This is a genomic window from Mycobacterium sp. NGS34 (assembly GCF_059812845.1).
This window is the reverse complement of sequence record NZ_JCALDM010000002.1, coordinates 237,411-253,102: the sequence shown is the minus strand read 5'-3', so window position 1 is coordinate 253,102 and position 15,692 is coordinate 237,411. Positions and strand designations below refer to the sequence as shown.

The 15,692-nt window shown below is 69.0% G+C and carries 19 protein-coding genes; 3 read left to right on the top strand and 16 right to left on the bottom strand.

Annotated features, from left to right (window positions below; genetic code table 11):
• Nucleotides 1-49: 49 nt before the first annotated feature.
• From AC5Y7V_RS06120 to AC5Y7V_RS06110, 3 genes are read right to left on the bottom strand one after another with little or no spacing between them, the layout of a single operon-like run.
• Nucleotides 50-703 carry a hypothetical protein gene (locus AC5Y7V_RS06120; RefSeq protein ID WP_499879151.1) on the bottom strand — a complete coding sequence of 218 codons (654 nt, stop codon included), beginning with the start codon at nucleotides 701-703 and terminating at the stop codon, nucleotides 50-52.
• Nucleotides 684-3,035 (bottom strand): arylsulfatase, encoded by a 2,352-nt coding sequence (locus tag AC5Y7V_RS06115; RefSeq protein ID WP_499879150.1) that lies wholly within the window; start codon nucleotides 3,033-3,035, stop codon nucleotides 684-686. Before AC5Y7V_RS06115 ends, AC5Y7V_RS06120 begins: the two co-directional genes overlap by 20 nt.
• Before the next feature lie 49 nt (nucleotides 3,036-3,084).
• Complete coding sequence (locus AC5Y7V_RS06110; RefSeq protein ID WP_499879149.1) at nucleotides 3,085-3,753, bottom strand: DUF2306 domain-containing protein; 669 nt, start codon at nucleotides 3,751-3,753, stop codon at nucleotides 3,085-3,087.
• 48 nt (nucleotides 3,754-3,801) lie between these two features.
• Here AC5Y7V_RS06110 and AC5Y7V_RS06105 point away from each other — a divergent pair, with 48 nt between their 5' ends.
• Nucleotides 3,802-4,500, top strand: a complete 699-nt coding sequence (locus tag AC5Y7V_RS06105) for a TetR/AcrR family transcriptional regulator (protein ID WP_499879148.1) — start codon at nucleotides 3,802-3,804, stop codon at nucleotides 4,498-4,500.
• A 17-nt stretch (nucleotides 4,501-4,517) separates the two neighbouring features.
• Here the strand turns inward: AC5Y7V_RS06105 and rpsQ are convergent, their stop codons facing one another.
• The 12 genes from rpsQ to AC5Y7V_RS06045 all read right to left on the bottom strand — a co-directional run bounded on the left by rpsQ (nucleotide 4,518) and on the right by AC5Y7V_RS06045 (nucleotide 10,951).
• On the bottom strand, nucleotides 4,518-4,886 hold the full coding sequence (rpsQ, locus tag AC5Y7V_RS06100; RefSeq protein ID WP_499879147.1) for a 30S ribosomal protein S17: 369 nt from the start codon (nucleotides 4,884-4,886) through the stop codon (nucleotides 4,518-4,520).
• Nucleotides 4,883-5,128, bottom strand: coding sequence for a 50S ribosomal protein L29 (rpmC, locus tag AC5Y7V_RS06095; RefSeq protein ID WP_499879146.1), 246 nt, complete (start codon nucleotides 5,126-5,128; stop codon nucleotides 4,883-4,885). The genes rpsQ and rpmC overlap by 4 nt, the downstream gene beginning before the upstream one ends.
• Nucleotides 5,128-5,544: a 50S ribosomal protein L16 gene (gene rplP, locus AC5Y7V_RS06090; protein ID WP_067012938.1), complete on the bottom strand. Its 417-nt coding sequence runs from the start codon at nucleotides 5,542-5,544 to the stop codon at nucleotides 5,128-5,130. Before rplP ends, rpmC begins: the two co-directional genes overlap by 1 nt.
• A 3-nt stretch (nucleotides 5,545-5,547) precedes the next feature.
• Nucleotides 5,548-6,381 carry a 30S ribosomal protein S3 gene (gene rpsC, locus AC5Y7V_RS06085; protein WP_499879145.1) on the bottom strand — a complete coding sequence of 278 codons (834 nt, stop codon included), beginning with the start codon at nucleotides 6,379-6,381 and terminating at the stop codon, nucleotides 5,548-5,550.
• Nucleotides 6,381-6,929, bottom strand: a complete 549-nt coding sequence (rplV, locus tag AC5Y7V_RS06080) for a 50S ribosomal protein L22 (protein ID WP_499879144.1) — start codon at nucleotides 6,927-6,929, stop codon at nucleotides 6,381-6,383. Before rplV ends, rpsC begins: the two co-directional genes overlap by 1 nt.
• The gene (gene rpsS / locus AC5Y7V_RS06075) at nucleotides 6,926-7,207 is read right to left on the bottom strand and encodes a 30S ribosomal protein S19 (RefSeq protein WP_025738376.1); all 282 of its coding nucleotides are present in this window, start codon (nucleotides 7,205-7,207) and stop codon (nucleotides 6,926-6,928) included. Before rpsS ends, rplV begins: the two co-directional genes overlap by 4 nt.
• A 12-nt stretch (nucleotides 7,208-7,219) precedes the next feature.
• Nucleotides 7,220-8,062 (bottom strand): 50S ribosomal protein L2, encoded by an 843-nt coding sequence (gene rplB, locus AC5Y7V_RS06070; RefSeq protein ID WP_085190746.1) that lies wholly within the window; start codon nucleotides 8,060-8,062, stop codon nucleotides 7,220-7,222.
• 29 nt (nucleotides 8,063-8,091) lie between these two features.
• Nucleotides 8,092-8,394, bottom strand: coding sequence for a 50S ribosomal protein L23 (gene rplW, locus AC5Y7V_RS06065; RefSeq protein ID WP_067012931.1), 303 nt, complete (start codon nucleotides 8,392-8,394; stop codon nucleotides 8,092-8,094).
• Nucleotides 8,394-9,056: a 50S ribosomal protein L4 gene (gene rplD, locus AC5Y7V_RS06060; RefSeq protein WP_499879143.1), complete on the bottom strand. Its 663-nt coding sequence runs from the start codon at nucleotides 9,054-9,056 to the stop codon at nucleotides 8,394-8,396. Before rplD ends, rplW begins: the two co-directional genes overlap by 1 nt.
• Entirely contained in the window at nucleotides 9,056-9,709 is a 654-nt protein-coding gene (gene rplC / locus AC5Y7V_RS06055; RefSeq protein ID WP_067012928.1) for a 50S ribosomal protein L3, read from the bottom strand. Before rplC ends, rplD begins: the two co-directional genes overlap by 1 nt.
• A 13-nt stretch (nucleotides 9,710-9,722) precedes the next feature.
• A complete protein-coding gene (gene rpsJ, locus AC5Y7V_RS06050; protein WP_003873519.1) occupies nucleotides 9,723-10,028 on the bottom strand; it encodes a 30S ribosomal protein S10 in 306 nt (101 codons plus the stop codon).
• A gap of 332 nt (nucleotides 10,029-10,360) precedes the next feature.
• Nucleotides 10,361-10,951 (bottom strand): TetR/AcrR family transcriptional regulator, encoded by a 591-nt coding sequence (locus AC5Y7V_RS06045; protein WP_499879142.1) that lies wholly within the window; start codon nucleotides 10,949-10,951, stop codon nucleotides 10,361-10,363.
• A gap of 147 nt (nucleotides 10,952-11,098) precedes the next feature.
• On the opposite strand from AC5Y7V_RS06045, the gene AC5Y7V_RS06040 reads away from it, so the two are divergent.
• Complete coding sequence (locus AC5Y7V_RS06040) at nucleotides 11,099-12,712, top strand: MFS transporter (RefSeq protein ID WP_499879141.1); 1,614 nt, start codon at nucleotides 11,099-11,101, stop codon at nucleotides 12,710-12,712.
• 604 nt (nucleotides 12,713-13,316) lie between these two features.
• The gene (locus tag AC5Y7V_RS06035) at nucleotides 13,317-14,201 is read left to right on the top strand and encodes a PE family protein (RefSeq protein WP_499879140.1); all 885 of its coding nucleotides are present in this window, start codon (nucleotides 13,317-13,319) and stop codon (nucleotides 14,199-14,201) included.
• A gap of 73 nt (nucleotides 14,202-14,274) precedes the next feature.
• Here the strand turns inward: AC5Y7V_RS06035 and mftG are convergent, their stop codons facing one another.
• Nucleotides 14,275-15,690 carry a mycofactocin dehydrogenase MftG gene (gene mftG, locus AC5Y7V_RS06030; protein ID WP_499879139.1) on the bottom strand — a complete coding sequence of 472 codons (1,416 nt, stop codon included), beginning with the start codon at nucleotides 15,688-15,690 and terminating at the stop codon, nucleotides 14,275-14,277.
• Nucleotides 15,691-15,692: the final 2 nt, after the last annotated feature.

Here is a 15,692-nt window from a genome sequence, read left to right as displayed (position 1 = left end):
CATCACGGGGCCAGATGCTACCGCCCGCCGGTCCTGAAACCGCTCCTTTTCAGGGGATGACGACCGCAAATTGCTGCATCACCGTGGATTTCGCCGCGTCGAATCCGGGCGCGCCCGCCGGTCCGTCCAGCTGGACGGCCACCAGGTACGCCTTCGTGTTGGTCCAGATGTGGGTGATGCGGTCGGCGAAGGCGACCCCGCCCGGAACGGTGCCGGTCAGCACCTGGCTGCTGTAACTGCAGAATTGCGCGGCCGCGACGGTGAGGGTGCCGCCGGGCTGCTTGGTGCGCAGGTCGGCGGTGTAGCGCAGGAATGCCCCGCCGGGATCGAGGTCCGTCGGCGCGATCGTCACCCGCACCGACATGCCGTCGGGACCGGTCGACGTCAGCGCCACGTCCCCGGCGCCGCGGGTCGAGTTCCAGCCGTCGGGCAGGGGCAGGACGATCACCGGCGCCACCGGGTCCGGCACCCAGGCCCTCGCCATGGTCCCGCTGGCGGGCGGCGGCGGAAAGCATGCCACGGCGTTGGGCGGGATGTGGTCGGGCACCGTGACTTGGATGCCGGGCACCGGCTCGGCCGGGTCGGACAGCCTGGGCGCACTGGGTCGCACGGCGGTGCCGCCCGTGGTCTTCTCGCAACCGACGACGACGCCCGTTGCCAGACAGAGCAGGCCGACCGCCAGCTCAGTCGCGCGAAAACGCAAGCGCGAGTTCCCGTTCCACGTCCTCGTACGGCCGGCCCGAGAAGTCGACGGTGACCTCGGCGATGGTGCCGCCGGTAAACGTGAACGGCGCCTTGTACCGGCTGGACACCCCCGAACCGCCGTTGCGCCCGACGGTGATTCCCGCCCCGGCCAGTCCGAACGTGCCCGGGTGGGTGCTGACCTCAGCGAGTGTGCCGACCACCTCGGCGTCGACGAACAGCGTCAGGTCACCGAGCGGGGTGTGGCTGTTCTCGACGGTTCCGGTCCGCTCGTAGCGAACCCCCAGCAGGTGCCGGCCCAGCGGCACCGGGCCGGACGAGGAAACCAGCTGTTGGCGCTCACCGAGGAAGTTGTAGACGTAGTGCAGCCGGCCGTCCTGGACGAACAGCACGTGCCCGCCGTGGGCGCCGCCCTGCTTGTACAGCACGCCCTCGGCGCCGGTGGTGTCGACGGTCACGTCGGCCAGCAGGGCGAACGAGCGCCCCCGGATCTCGGCGGCGGCGCCGATGCCGACGTCGGCGCAGTCGGGATAGTAGGTGTAGCTGGACCGTTCGCCGACCAGGTAGGGCCGCGAGCGCATCATCGTCTCGATGATGTTCAGGTCCGACAAGGGCAGCCCGTTGTACTTGGCGGCCTCGGAATACCACAGCGCCTTGAGCTCTTCGAGCTTTTCGGGTTGCTCGGCGGCCAGGTCGTGGCACTGGCTGCGGTCCGCCTCGATATGGAACAGCTCCCAGCGGTCGGCGTCGAAGTGCGACCAGCCCGCGGGCGTGGCGGCATGGACGGTGTTGGCGAACCAGCCCTTATGCCAGATCCCTCGCGTGCCCAGCATGGTGTAGAACTGGGTCTTCTTGCCGGTGTCGGCATTCGGATCCGCAAGGGCCGCTTTGAAACTCACGCCGTCCAGAGGTTTCTGCGTGATGCCCTTGACCTGTTCGGGCGGCGTCATGCCGAGCAGGTCGTAGACGGTCGGGGTGATGTCGCAGACATTGACGTAGTTGTCGCGGACCTCGCCGTGCGCCGCAATCCCGTGGGGCCACGAAACGATCGCGGTGTCGGCGATGCCGCCCTCGTGGGAGGCGTAGCGCTTGTACAGCTTGTACGGGGTGTTGAAGGCCATCGCCCACCCGATCGGGTAATGGTTGTAGGTCTCCGGCCCACCCAGGTGGTCGAAGAGCTTCATGCTCTCCTCGACGGTGTCGATGTAGCCGTTGAAGAACTTGCCCTCGTTGACCGACCCGTTCGGCCCGCCCTCACCGCTGGCGCCGTTGTCAGAGATCACCACGATGATCGTGTCGTCCAGCTGCCCGGACTCCTCGAGATAGTCGAGGATGCGGCCGATCTGGGCGTCGGTATAGCTCAGGAAACCGGCGAACACCTCGGCCATCCGGCTGAACAGCTTCTTCTCTTCATCACCCAGGGAGTCCCACGGCCGCACGGTGTCCTGCATGGGCCAGGGTTCGCCGCCGGGTCCCTTCACGTCGAGATAGGGGTTCACCGGGGACAGTTCGGTGTCGGGCGGGACGATGCCGATCGCCTTCTGGTTCTCCAGCACGATCTCGCGGTAGCGCTCGTAGCCCATGTCGAACTTGCCGGCGTATTTGTCTGCCCACTCCTTGAACACGTGGTGCGGCGCGTGGCCCGCGCCGGGGCACACGTAGCTGAACCACGGCTTGTCCGGCGCGATCACCTTGGCGTCGCGGATGAACTCGATGGTCTTGTCCGCGATGTCCTTGGAGAGGTGATAGCCGTCCTCCGGGGTGGCCGGCGGGTTGACCGGGTGGTTGTCGTACACCAGGTCCGGGTACCACTGGTCGGTCTCGCCGCCCATGAACCCGTAGAACCGCTCGAATCCGCGCGAGGTCGGCCAATGCCGTTTCGTCGACGCGAGATTCGACTCTTCCAACGGTGTCAGGTGCCACTTGCCGACGCAGTAGGTGTTGTAGCCGCGTTCGGCGAGCGCCTCGGACAGCAACGCGGTGTCCATCGGGATTCGCCCGTTGCAGTTGGGGAAGCCGTCGGTGAACTCCTCGATGGTGGCCATGCCGACCGTGGTCGCGTTGCGCCCGGTCAACAGCGAGGCCCGGGTCGGCGAGCACAGCGCGGTGGTGTGGAACTGCGAGAGCCGCACCCCGCGCTCGGCGATGCGGGTCATGGCGGGCATCTCGACCAGGCCGCCGAAGCAGTCCCACGTCGCGATCCCGGTGTCATCCCACACCAGATACAGAATGTTCGGCGAGTTCTCCGGCGCCGTCGGGGCCGCGTACGGCCCCCAGTCCGCCTCCGAATCGCGGATGTCCAGCTCGATCTTGCCGTTGAATTCCGTTGTCATTCCAGCCTCGCCCCGGGGTGGATAGCGCTCGATGAAGGTCGCCCGGAGATTACACCCGCGATGTGTCCGTTGGCTGAGGAATCGGCGACGGCGTCACCGGCTTGCGACGCAGCCACCATCGCGCACTCGCGAAGGGAATCGTCCACCCCAGCCACGCCCCGAGACCGGCCACGAACCACAGGTAATGCTCCGCGTTGCCGCTAAAGACGCTGCCGCGCAACGGCTGCAGCGTGATGAACAGGATCGGCGTCCAGATCCGGTTGGTGATGACCGACAGCGCGAGCGTCGCGCTGGTGAGCATGTGCCGCCGATGCTCGGCGAACCGGCGCTGCCGCGCCGCGAGGTAGCCGTTGATCGTGAACCACAGCCACAGCGACGCCAGACAGACGTTGCTGGCCGCCAGGAACGGGCCGAACGGCGTCGCCGCCCCGATGGCCATCGCGCACACGGCGGCCGCGGTGGCGGCCCCGAAATAGACCCGCCCCACGCGTCGGTGCAGCGCGGGCCGGCGGGTCCGCAGCCCGGGCCAGATCTGCAGCACGGCGGCCGCCATCGCGACGCCGGCGAACATCACGTGGCCCACCAGCAGCGGATAGTGCAGCGCGAACGTGGCCGGCACGCGCGTGCGCCCGGTGAAGTACGGCGGCAGGGAGTAGGCGAGGAAGGCGGCGACAACCACGGTCAGGGCGGGAGTCAGTTTTGCGTATGGCATACGCATAGCGTATGTCATACGCGTTGGGCGGTCCACTCGATTACGCTGGCGGTGATGTCCGACGAGGATCTGCCCCGCGCCCTGGAGGTGCTCTGGCGCGAGCCCGCGCCCGGCCGTCGGACGCGGGGTCTGAATCGGGAGCGCATCGTCGCCGCGGCGGTGGAGCTGGCCGACGCCGACGGGCTGGGCGCCCTATCGATGGCCCGGCTTGCCGAGCGGCTGGGCTGCGGCACCATGTCGCTGTACCGCCACGTGGCCAACAAGGACGAATTGGTCACGTTCATGCTGTCGTCGGCACCGGGGCCGCCCCCCGCGCCGTCGGATCCAGCGGATTGGCGTAGCGCTCTTGCCGATTGGGCCACGGGGCTATGGGACGTCTATCACCGGCATCCGTGGGTGTTGCAAGCCGCCTCGGCCGGGCCTCCCGCCGATCCGGGCCAGTTGGCGTGGCTGGACGCCGGGCTCGCGACGCTGTGCGATACGAATTTGGCCGAGCGCGACAAGCTGGCCGCGGTCATGGCGGTGCTGCATTTCGTTCGGGGAGCCGCGGCGCTGGCGATCGAGGCCGCGCCCGTCGACGGCCCCCACTACCCCGCCCTGCTGCGCCGGGTGATCGACGCGGACCGATTCCCCGCATTGTCGGCGGCGCTCGAGGCGGGGGCTTTCGACGGCGCGGACGCCGACCACCGCGCCGAGTTCCGCTCCGGGTTGGGACAGCTGCTCGACGGCATCGCGGTGAGGACCGCGGGCTAAGACCGGTTGGGTCCCGGCTACTTGGCCTTCTCGAGGATCTCGACGAGCCGCCAGCGCTTGGTCGCCGACGTCGGGCGCGTCTCCATCAGCGAGACGCGGTCGCCGATGCCGGCGGTGCTGTTCTCGTCGTGCGCCTTGACCTTCTTGGTGGTCCGGATGATCTTGCCGTACAACGGGTGCCGCATGCGGTCTTCCAGCTCGACCACGATGGTCTTCTGCATCTTGTCGCTCACGACATAGCCGATGCGCACCTTGCGCCGCCCGCGCGTCTTCGGGTTGGCCGGAGTGTGCTTGGGGCCCTTGTCCTTCGACGCGCCGTCGGCGCTCTTGGGAGCGGCCTTCTTGGGAGCGGCCTTGGCGGGCGCCTTCTTAGCTTCTGCCATCACGAATCCTTAGTTCCGTCGGTGCCGTCGGGTCCGCTAGCGAGGCCCAGTTCCCGTTCGCGCAGCACGGTGTAAACGCGCGCGATTTCGTGACGGACCGTGCGGAGCCGGCGGTTGTTGGTGAGCTGCCCGGTCGCCATCTGGAAGCGCAGGTTGAACAGCTCCTCCTTGGATTCGCGCAGGCGGTCGGTGAGCTCCTCTTCGGTGAGCTCGCGCAGTTCGCCCGGCGAAATGCCCAGTGCCATCAGAACTGATCCTCTCGGGTCACGATGCGTGCCTTGATCGGCAGCTTGTGGATTGCGCGGGTGAGCGCCGCGCGGGCGGTCTGCTCGTTGGGGTAGCTGAGCTCGAACAGCACCCGGCCGGGCTTGACGTTGACCACCCACCACTCGGGGGAGCCCTTACCCGAACCCATCCGGGTTTCGGCGGGCTTCTTGGTCAGCGGGCGGTCGGGGAACACGTTGATCCACACCTTGCCGCCACGCTTGATGTGCCGGTTGATCGCGATACGAGCCGACTCGATCTGCCGGTTGGTCACATACGCGTGCTCGAGCGCCTGGATGCCGTAGTCACCGAAGTTAACCTGCGTGCCGCCGCTGGCGATGCCGCGCTGGCGCGGGTGGTGTTGCTTGCGGTGCTTGACCTTGCGGGGAATCAACATGATTCAGCTCTCCGTACTCTGCGGTTCGGGGGCCGGCGCGGCCTCGGCCGGGGGCGCTGCTTGGTCCTCCGCACCCGCGGCACGGCCGGCCTCGGTGCTGGTCGCCGTGGTGCCCGACGCCCCACTGCGCCGCGGACGCGTGCCCGACGGCCGCTCGCGGCGCGGACGGTCGGCGCCCGCCGGGGCGGCGGCGGTCAATTCGCGCTTGCCGCCGACGATGTCGCCCTTGTAGATCCACACCTTCACGCCGATGCGGCCGAAGGTGGTCTTGGCCTCGTACAGGCCGTAGTCGATGTCGGCGCGCAGGGTGTGCAGCGGCACCCGGCCCTCGCGGTAGAACTCCGAGCGGCTCATCTCCGCGCCGCCGAGGCGGCCGGAGCACTGCACCCGGATGCCCTTGACGTTGGGCTGCCGCATCGCCGACTGAATGGCCTTGCGCATCGCGCGGCGGAACGCCACGCGGTTGCTCAACTGCTCGGCGACGCCTTGCGCCACCAATTGTGCTTGCGATTCGGGGTTTTTGACCTCGAGGATGTTGAGCTGGACCTGCTTGCCGGTCAGCTTCTCCAGGTCGGCCCGGATCCGGTCGGCCTCGGTGCCGCGGCGGCCGATGACGATGCCGGGACGCGCGGTGTGGATGTCGACGCGAACCCGGTCGCGGGTGCGCTCGATCTCCACGTCGGCGATGCCGGCGCGCTCCAGGCCCGTGGACAGCAGCCGGCGGATCGCGACGTCTTCCTTGACGTAGTCGGCGTACTGCTTGTCGGCGTACCAGCGGGACTTCCAGTCCGTGGTGATGCCGAGCCGGAAGCCGTGCGGATTGATCTTCTGGCCCACTAGTCTGAGCCTCCCTTCGCTTCAGAAGCCTCAGAAGCCTTGGCCGGGGCCTTTTTTGCCGGGGCCTTCTTGGCGGCCGGCGCCTTCTTGGCGGGAGCCTTCTTGGCCGGGGCCGTCTTGGCCGGCGCCTTCGCCGCCGCCTTGCTGGCCTCGGCGCGGCGCGCCCGCGTGGACTTCGCCGACCGCTCGCCGGAGGCGGGGCGGCTTTCCACCACGACCGTGATGTGGCTGGTGCGCCGGCGAATCCGGAACGCGCGGCCCTGGGCGCGCGGACGGATGCGCTTGGCCGTCGGTCCCTCGTCGGCGTACACGGTGGCGACCACCAGCGTCGCCGGGTCCAGGCCGTTGTTGTTCTGCGCGTTGGCCGCGGCGCTGGCGATCACCTTGGCGACCGGCTCGCTGGCGGCCTGCGGCGCCCAGCGCAGGATGTCGAGCGCGTCTTCCACCGACTTGCCGCGCACCAGGTCGATCACCCGGCGCGCCTTGGTCGGCGACACCCGCACGAACCGCGCTTTGGCGACCGCGGACGGAAACTCAGTTGTGGTCATCGCCGCTTGGCCTTCCGATCATCCTTGATGTGCCCTTTGAAGGTGCGCGTCGGGGCGAACTCGCCGAGCTTGTGGCCCACCATCGCCTCGGTGACGAACACCGGGACGTGCTTGCGCCCGTCGTGCACGGCGAAGGTGTGGCCGATGAAGTCGGGAATGATCGTCGAACGACGCGACCAGGTCTTGATGACCTGCTTGCTGTTCTTCTCGTTCTGCACGTCCACCTTCTTGAGCAGGTGGTCGTCGACGAACGGTCCCTTTTTCAGGCTGCGTGGCATGGGTGGCTACTCCTACCGCGAGTGCTTCTTGCCGGTGCGCCGGCGTCGGACGATGAGCTTGTTGCTCTGCTTGTTCGGGTGACGGGTGCGGCCCTCCGGCTTGCCCCACGGGCTGACCGGGTGGCGGCCACCGGAGGTCTTGCCCTCACCACCGCCGTGCGGGTGGTCGACCGGGTTCATCACGACACCACGGACGGACGGGCGCTTGCCCTTCCACCGCATGCGACCGGCCTTGCCCCAGTTGATGTTTGCCTGCTCGGCGTTGCCCACCTCGCCGACCGTGGCGCGGCAGCGCACGTCGACGCGGCGGATCTCGCCGCTGGGCATCCGCAGCGACGCGTAGCTGCCCTCCTTGCCGAGCAGCTGGATGCTCGACCCGGCCGAGCGCGCGAGCTTGGCGCCGCCACCAGGGCGCAGCTCCACGGCGTGCACCAAGGTACCGGCCGGGATGTTGCGCAGCGGCAGGTTGTTGCCTGGCTTGATGTCGGCGTTGGGGCCCGACTCCACCACGTCGCCCTGCGAGAGCCCAAGCGGGGCAATGATGTAGCGCTTCTCGCCGTCCAGGAAGTGCAGCAGCGCGATGTTGGCGGTGCGGTTCGGGTCGTACTCGATGTGCGCGACCTTCGCGTTGACGCCGTCCTTGTCGTTACGACGGAAGTCGATCACCCGGTAGGCGCGCTTGTGGCCGCCACCCTTGTGCCGGGTGGTGATCCGGCCGTGGGCATTGCGTCCACCGTGCCCGTGCAGCGGGCGCACCAGGGACTTCTCCGGCTCCGAACGGGTGATCTCGGCGAAGTCGGACACACTGGCGCCGCGGCGACCCGGGGTCGTCGGCTTGTACTTACGAATTGCCATGTCTAATCAGGTCTTTCTCTCGCGCTCGGCTAGCTCGGTGCGCCGAAGAGGTCGATCGGCTTGCTGCCCGGGGCCAGGGTGACGATGGCGCGCTTGGTGCCCTTGCGCTTGCCGTAGCCGGTCCGGGTGCGCTTGCGCTTGCCCTGCCGGTTCGCGGTGTTCACCGACGCGACCTTGACGGAGAAGATCTTCTCGATGGCGATCTTGATCTGCGTCTTGTTCGAGTCGGGGTGCACCACGAACGTGTACACGTTGTCGTCCAACAGTGAGTAGGACTTCTCGGAGATGACCGGCGCCAGGATGATGTCCCGCGGGTCAGCGATGGTCGCCATCAGGCCGAAACCTCCTCGGCGGAGCTGGTGTTGGCGGTGTTGGCCGCGATGTAGGCGTTGAGGGCCTCGACGCTGAACACCACGTCGTCGGAGCGCAACACGTCGTAGGTGTTCAGCTGGTCGGGCGCCAGGACGTGCACGCCGGGCAGGTTGCGCACGCTCTTCGCACCGGTTTCGTCGGCGCGGCCGATGACCAGCAGCACCTGCTTGCGATCGGTCAGCGTGCCCAGAAATGCCTTGGCGCTCTTGGTCGACGGGGTCTGGCCCGCGACCAACTCGGTGACCGCGTGGATGCGCCCGTTGCGCGCCCGGTCCGAGAGAGCGCCGCGCAACGCCGCGGCGATCATCTTCTTGGGCGTGCGCTGGCTGTAGTCCCGTGGCTTCGGGCCGTGCACGGTGCCACCACCGGTGAACTGCGGCGCCCGGGTCGAACCCTGGCGGGCGCGTCCCGTGCCCTTCTGCCGGTAGGGCTTGCGACCGCCACCGCTGACGTCGCCGCGCGTCTTGGTCGAGTGCGTGCCCTGCCGGGCGGCCGCCCGCTGCGCGGTGACCACCTGATGCATGAGCGCGATATTGGCCGGGGCGTCGAACAATTCGGCGGGCAGCTCGACGGAGCCGTCGACCTTGCCGTCCGGCGTCTTGACTTCAATCTTGAGAGCCATCAGTTCTCACCTCGTTTGATCGCGCTGCGGACCATCACGAGCCCGCCGGTGCGGCCGGGGACCGCACCCTTGATCAACAGCACGCCGTTCTCGGTATCGACCTTGTGCACCAACAGGTTCTGCACGGTCACCCGGTCGTTGCCCATCCGGCCGGCCATCCGGGTGCCCTTGAAGACCCGCGCCGGGGTGGCGCAGCCTCCGATGGAACCCGGCCGGCGGTGCACCGCCTGGGCACCGTGGCTGGCGCCCTGGCCGCGGAAGCCATGCCGCTTCATGGTGCCGGCGAAGCCCTTCCCCTTGGAGGTGCCGGTCACGTCGACGTAGGCGCCGTCGGCGAAGATCTCCGCCGTCAGCTCCTGGCCGACCTCGTATTCGGCGGCGGCGTCGGGGTTGTCCAGCCGCAGCTCGGCCAGGAAGCGGCGCGGGTTGACGCCCGCCGCCGTGTACTGACCGGTGACCGGCTTGTTGACCTTGCGCGGGCTGATCTCGCCGTACGCCAACTGCACGGCGCTGTAGCCGTCGCGCTCCGGCGTGCGGATGCGCGTCACCACGTTGGGACCGGCCTTGACCACCGTCACCGGCACGACCCGGTTGTTCTCGTCGAACACCTGCGTCATGCCCAGCTTGGTACCCAGAATGCCTTTTCGTGCCATGAGTCTGGATCTCCTACTGGATGTTGACGTCGACACTGGCCGGAAGGTCGATGCGCATCAGCGCGTCGACCGTCTTCGGCGTCGGATCGAGGATGTCAATCAACCGCTTGTGCGTACGCATCTCGAAGTGCTCCCGCGAGTCCTTGTACTTGTGCGGGGAGCGGATGACGCAGTACACGTTCTTCTCGGTCGGCAGCGGCACCGGACCTACGACGCTGGCACCCGTGCGGACGACGGTCTCGACGATCTTTCGCGCCGATGCGTCGATGGCCTCATGGTCGTAGGCCTTAAGCCTGATGCGGATCTTCTGTCCCGCCACGCTTTCTCCTACCCTCACTCCTGTTAAAGCCCGTGTCCGGGCCTGGTGCCCCGGCGCGCCAATCGGCGGCCCAATCTTGGGCCGGTCGAGCGTCGCGCCGGTGTTGCGCCGCTGTTTACCTGTCGTGGTCCACCGGCCCCCGCGGTCGGGCGTGTCACCCTCACGCAGCCTCGTTCGCGGCCGAAATTAAGTCGCGCTCCGAGGATGGGACCGGACGCGCCCGGTTGGGCGCTGGTCGTATGCCCGGCCAGGCAGAACCCGGCGCAAGGCAACCCGAACAGTATGCCTCAGATCATGGGTTTGGCCAAATCCCGGGCAAACGTCGCCGGGACTCAGGCGCCGGCCGATTCCGTGGTCGCCGCGTCGGCCCTCTGCTGGGCCCGCTGCACGTGCAGGAAACCATCGACGGAGGCGCGCGCGCACTCGCGATAGTCGAAGTCGGGCAGGGTCGACAGGCGCCCCAGCATCAGCGGGCCGATCAGCAGCGCGATCGCACGCGACCGGTCGACCTCGCCCAGTTCGGCGGCGGCCTCGGGGCTGTCGAAAACCGCGTCGAACGGGGCGGCGTACTGCTGGGCGATGCGCTCGCGCAACGTGGTGATCGAGGCGCTGTGGGCCGGCAACCCGTCCAGGTCGCGGCCCAGCGACAGCCACGACATGGCCGTCAACAGCGCCGGCGCCTGCGCCACGGTCTCGGCCTGGGCCAGCACCAACCCGATCAGGCGCTCGCGCAGCGAGCCTTCGGACGGTGGCATCGGCGGCGGCGGTATCAGGCTGTTGAATGCCGCCGCCAGCAAATCGTTTCCGCTCGGGAAGTGGCGATACAGGGTCGCCCTCGCGACATTGGCGCTACGAGTGACCGCATCGACGGTCACCGCGCTGGGACCCCCCGATCGCAGCAGCGCGGCCGCGGCCTCGAGCAAACGGGCCCTGGACCGCGCCGGACGGGGATCGGTACTTCCGCCGGTAATTGTGAGCTACCTCCCGGTTTGGAACCGAGACTATGGGTCTACCTACAAGACCAAGAGTCTCGAAAGTCTGTCTACGCCCCCGTTAGGAGGCGCATTTATATGGTCGAAGCGCTGGTACGGCCTGATCAGCGTACTGATGTAGCGCGCCTCGGGGGTAGTCCCCGCGCCCGAACTTGGACCCTGGCCGTCGCCTGCATGGGCGTCGGGCTGGTGGTCGCGTCGATGACGGCGCTGAACACCGCCCTGGGCGACCTCGCGGTCGCCACCTCGGCGACCCAGTCGCAGCTGACCTGGATCGTCGACGGCTACACCGTGGCGCTGGCCTGCTTGCTGCTGCCCGCCGGGGCGATCGGCGACCGGTACGGCAGGCGGGGCGCGTTGCTCATCGGTTTGGTCATTTTCGCCCTCGGGTCGGCCACGCCGGCGCTGTTGCACAGCCCGCTGCAGATCATCGCGGGCCGGGCGGTCGCCGGCGTCGGCGCCGCCTTCGTGATGCCGGCGACGCTGTCGCTGCTGACTGTGGCGTATCCGAAGGAAGACCGCATCAAGGCCGTCGGGATCTGGGCCGGCACCGCCGGTTCCGGCGGGGTGCTGGGCATGTTCGGATCCGGTCTGCTGCTTCGCTTTTGGGACTGGCACGCGATCTTTTGGTCGTTGGGCGTCGCCGGCCTGGTGATCTTCGCGCTGGCGTGCACCGTCGCGTCGTCGCGCGAGCACGACGCGCCCCGGATCGATTCGCTGGGCGCGGTCCTGATCGGCGCGGCCGTCGCAATCGCGGTCGCCGCGATCCTGGAGGCGCCCGACCGCGGCTGGAGCGATCCCCTGGTCTTGGGCGGGCTCGTCGCGGGGGCGATCATCGCGGCCGTGTTCGGCGTCGTCGAATTCCGGACGAGGCACCCGCTTCTTGACGTGCGGCTCTTCGGCGATCCCGGTTTCGCCACCGGGGTGGCGACGATCGTCATCCTGTTCGGCGCGACGTTCGGTTTCTTCTACCTGGGCATGCAGTACGTGCAGCAGATCATGGGTTATTCGCCGCTGATGACGGCGGTGGCGTTCGGTCCGTTCATGGTCCCGCTGGGCATTTTCTCGGCGCTGTCGTTTTGGTATGTGCCGAAGTTCGGCCTGCGGCTCGTCTTGTTCGTGGGCACGTTGACGATGGCCGTCGGGTTCCTCTGCATGCGGACGCTCGACCTCCACTCGACTTTCCTCGAGATGGCGTGGCCCACGTTGATCCTGAGCACCGGCATCGGATTCTGCACCGCGCCAACGACCTCGGCGATCATGGGTGCGGTTCCCGACCAAAAGCAGGGCGTCGCGTCCGCGGTCAACGACACGTCGCGAGAGATGGGCGGGGCCCTGGGGATCGCCGTGGCCGGCTCGATACTGGCCGGCCGCTACTCACACGAGCTCGCACCGAGATTGGCGGGCTTCCCCGCCGCGGTGCGCGGCCCCGCGGCCGATTCACTGGCCAAGGCGGTCGAGGTGGCCGGGAAGCTGGGGCCGCAGGGTGGCCAGCTGGCCGAGGTCAGCAAAGCGGCGTTCATGACGGCGATGCACGCCTCGACCACGGTCCTGGCCGTGATCGTCGCCGGCGCGGCGGTCCTCATCGGGCTGTGGGCTCCGGGCCGCGACGGGCGGCAGCTGAGGCTCGTGCGCCGGCTCTTCCACCGGGCCGGCCAGGGCGTCGGCCGGCATCGAGAACCGTCCCGCTGAACGCCCAATGTCGCTGCCGGGGAACGACACCGACTGACCGGTGGTCGGTGAGCGGAGCCCGCTCGACCTGAATTTTTCCGCCAGCGTCCACCGGGTCGGCTCGGATACTTGCGCACGGCTGCTCGTCGTGGTATTTCAAAATATATATCGACAGGTACAGGTCATCTCGCGGGTTGAGGTGGGTGTGGTGTTGATGGGTATCGACTCTTGCAGCAAACAGGCGCCGGTTCTACGGGAGCGATCGCCTCCGAGGATCGTGTGCGGATCGCGGATCGCTGAAGGGAGGTGATATTCGCAACCGGGACGTCGTGCCGTCCACGAACATTGCGACGCAGAGTTCGCGCCTGACGGAAAGTCGGCCGCGCGCCCGCCACTTGTCGTGGCCATCTACGTGGGCAGCATGAATGTCGCCGCATCTTTCGGGGCGGGTCGCGCTGCGGCGCGGCCCGCCCCACGTGCGGTAATCGGGTGTGACCCGACCGCCGGCGAATGCGCGGTGAAGATCCGCCGAAAACGCCTCGGGAGACCCCGCGTGGGCGATAGTCTGCGGAGGCGGTGTCCGTGATGGGGAGGCGGACGACGTCGAGACAGCCGGGGGAGCCGAATGTCGTATGTGATCGCAGCGCCCGAGTATGTGGCCAACGCCGCAACGGACTTGGCGAACATCGGCTCCATGATCAGCGACGCCAATTCAGCCGCTTTGGGTCCGGTCTCCAGCGTGCTGCCCGCGGGCGCCGACGAGGTATCGGCGAGCATCGCGAGCCTGTTCGACGCGCATGCGCAGACCTTTCAAGCGCTCAGCTCCGCGGCACAGGCCTTCCACACCCAGTTCGTCCAGCTGATGAGCGCCGGCGCCGAGCAATACGCCCTCACCGAGGCGGCGAACGCCTCTCCCCTGCAAACCGTGCAGAACATGGTGACCGGCAATGTCCCCGGCCAGGCGCTGTCGAGCGCGCAGCCGCTGGCCGGCACCGCGGCCTCGGCGGGATCCACGGTGGCGGGAGTGCCGGCGGCAGCGGCGGGGGTCGCCGGTGGCACTGCGCCGGCCGCGGCCGCGCCCGCGGTCACGCCGGCGGCAGCGGTCACGCCGGCGGCCGCGGCCACGCCGGCTCCCGCGGCACCGGTGGCGCTGGCGCCGACCGGCACGCCACTCGCGGCGGCGCCGGCGGCGGCGCCGGCGGCCGCGCCGATCGCCCCGGCCAGCACCCCGGCCTATGCTCCCGCGGCCGCGCAGGTCGTCACGCCGGCCGCCGCCGGCGCGCCGGTCGCGGCGGCGCCGGTCGAAGCGCCGGTGGAAGCGCCGGCATTCTCTCCGGCGACGGCGGCGCAGGCGATGCCGATCGGCACGCCGTTGACGGCGGCTCCCGCGGCGACACCGAACTACTCCCCGGCGACCCCGGCCTATTCCCCGGCAGCCTCGGCCGCTGCGCAAGAGGAACAGCCGGCCGCAGCGCCGGTGCCGGGCCTGATCTCACCGTACGAAGACTGATTCGCACCTCATCACGACCACGGAATGCATGGTGGCCGTGGTTATTTAGCTGCGCGCACGGTTCGTGGCTTGCTCACGCGACGAACTCCGCTGCCCGGTGACCGAGCATCACGATCGTCGCGTGCGGTCCGCGGCTGGTGATCTCGGGCAGGATCGACCCATCGATCACCCAAAGGTTCTCGATGCCATAGACCCGGCAGCGCGGGTCGACGACGGCACCCATCGGCGCGGTGCCACACAGGTGTTGCGACGTCGACCACACGGGCGACCCGACAGACGTTGCGGCACCGGCCAACTCGCGGGCCAGTTCACTGCCCCGGCGCAGCGCGGCGACGTCGTCGGGCTCGCTGTCGTAGCGATGCTCGATGTGCGGCGGCACCACGGGGTCCGGCGAGGCGAGCGTGATGCGCCCGCGCGCCCGCGGCCGCATGAGCGCCACCCCGATGTGCGGCCAGTCGGGGTGGCCCGCGGTGCCGTCGCCCGTCATCGCCACGAACCCGCCTGTGTACGGGCGGATCTCGATCCCGTCGGCGGTGCTGAGCACGACCTCCACCACGGGCCGGCCAGGGGCCACCGCCCAGTTCGTCGGCAACACCCACTCGGGGTGGTCGCTGAACGACGTCGCGACCGGCAGCGGCGCCACCACCCGGACGCCCACCGCACGCAGCGTCGCTTCGTCACCGACGCCGGACAGCATCAGCAGGTGCGCCGACTCAATGGCGCCGGCGCACAGCACGATTCGGTCGGCGGAAAGCGTCGCCCGGCCCTGCGGTCCGATCACGTCGACGCCCACCGCGGCCGCGCCCGCGAAACGCAGTCGCACCGCGCGGGTCCGCTCCAGCAATGTCAGGTTGGGCCGGCCGAGCGCCGGCAGCAGGTACGCGGCCCCGGATCCGGTGCGCACGCCGTCGACGATGTTCAGCGGGACCGCACCAAGGCCCGAAACCAGTTGCGGCCCCGCATCATTGAGGTCCTCGATCCACGCAAATCCGGCGCCCTCGGCCGCCGCGATGAAAGTTTCTGTGGTGCCGGTCATTTCGCGCGTTCGGCGCACCGCGATCGGCCCAGACTTACCGTGGGCGGGACCGTCGAAATCGAGGTCGGTTTCGATGGCGCGGAAGTGCTCGAGCACGTCCGGCCAGGCCCAGCCGGGAACGCCGGCCCCATCGAAGTCGCGCGGCAGCGCGCGGCAGAAGTAACCGCCGTTGATCGCGCCCGACCCGCCGACCGTGGCCCCGCGCACGATCGGCAGCTTGAGGGCGTGCCGATCGGTGAGCGTGGTCAGGTAGCGCCGGGCCAGCGGGCTGCCGACCCCGATCGGCAGCTGCAGCCCGTTGGCGGTCAGGGCGAGCAGCTCCGGGTCGGCGAGCGCGGGGCCGGCCTCCAGGACCGTGACGGTGCGGGCGGGGTCGGCGGAAAGGCGTTCGGCAACAACGGATCCAGCACTGCCGGCGCCGACGATCAGCACATCGCTGTGCGGGGCGGCCACGG

Excerpts from the sequence above, each read along its gene's own strand:
- AC5Y7V_RS06040 (WP_499879141.1), top strand. The coding sequence starts at position 11,099 with ATGGTCGAAGCGCTGGTACGGCCTGATCAGCGTACTGATGTAGCGCGC.
- AC5Y7V_RS06115 (WP_499879150.1), bottom strand. The coding sequence starts at position 3,035 with ATGACAACGGAATTCAACGGCAAGATCGAGCTGGACATCCGCGATTCG.
- rplB (WP_085190746.1), bottom strand. The coding sequence starts at position 8,062 with ATGGCAATTCGTAAGTACAAGCCGACGACCCCGGGTCGCCGCGGCGCC.
- rplW (WP_067012931.1), bottom strand. The coding sequence starts at position 8,394 with ATGGCGACCATCGCTGACCCGCGGGACATCATCCTGGCGCCGGTCATC.
- rplC (WP_067012928.1), bottom strand. The coding sequence starts at position 9,709 with ATGGCACGAAAAGGCATTCTGGGTACCAAGCTGGGCATGACGCAGGTG.
- rplP (WP_067012938.1), bottom strand. The coding sequence starts at position 5,544 with ATGTTGATTCCCCGCAAGGTCAAGCACCGCAAGCAACACCACCCGCGC.
- AC5Y7V_RS06035 (WP_499879140.1), top strand. The coding sequence starts at position 13,317 with ATGTCGTATGTGATCGCAGCGCCCGAGTATGTGGCCAACGCCGCAACG.
- rpmC (WP_499879146.1), bottom strand. The coding sequence starts at position 5,128 with ATGGCACTGGGCATTTCGCCGGGCGAACTGCGCGAGCTCACCGAAGAG.
- AC5Y7V_RS06105 (WP_499879148.1), top strand. The coding sequence starts at position 3,802 with ATGTCCGACGAGGATCTGCCCCGCGCCCTGGAGGTGCTCTGGCGCGAG.
- rplV (WP_499879144.1), bottom strand. The coding sequence starts at position 6,929 with ATGACCACAACTGAGTTTCCGTCCGCGGTCGCCAAAGCGCGGTTCGTG.
- AC5Y7V_RS06110 (WP_499879149.1), bottom strand. The coding sequence starts at position 3,753 with ATGCGTATGCCATACGCAAAACTGACTCCCGCCCTGACCGTGGTTGTC.
- rpsS (WP_025738376.1), bottom strand. The coding sequence starts at position 7,207 with ATGCCACGCAGCCTGAAAAAGGGACCGTTCGTCGACGACCACCTGCTC.
- rplD (WP_499879143.1), bottom strand. The coding sequence starts at position 9,056 with ATGGCTCTCAAGATTGAAGTCAAGACGCCGGACGGCAAGGTCGACGGC.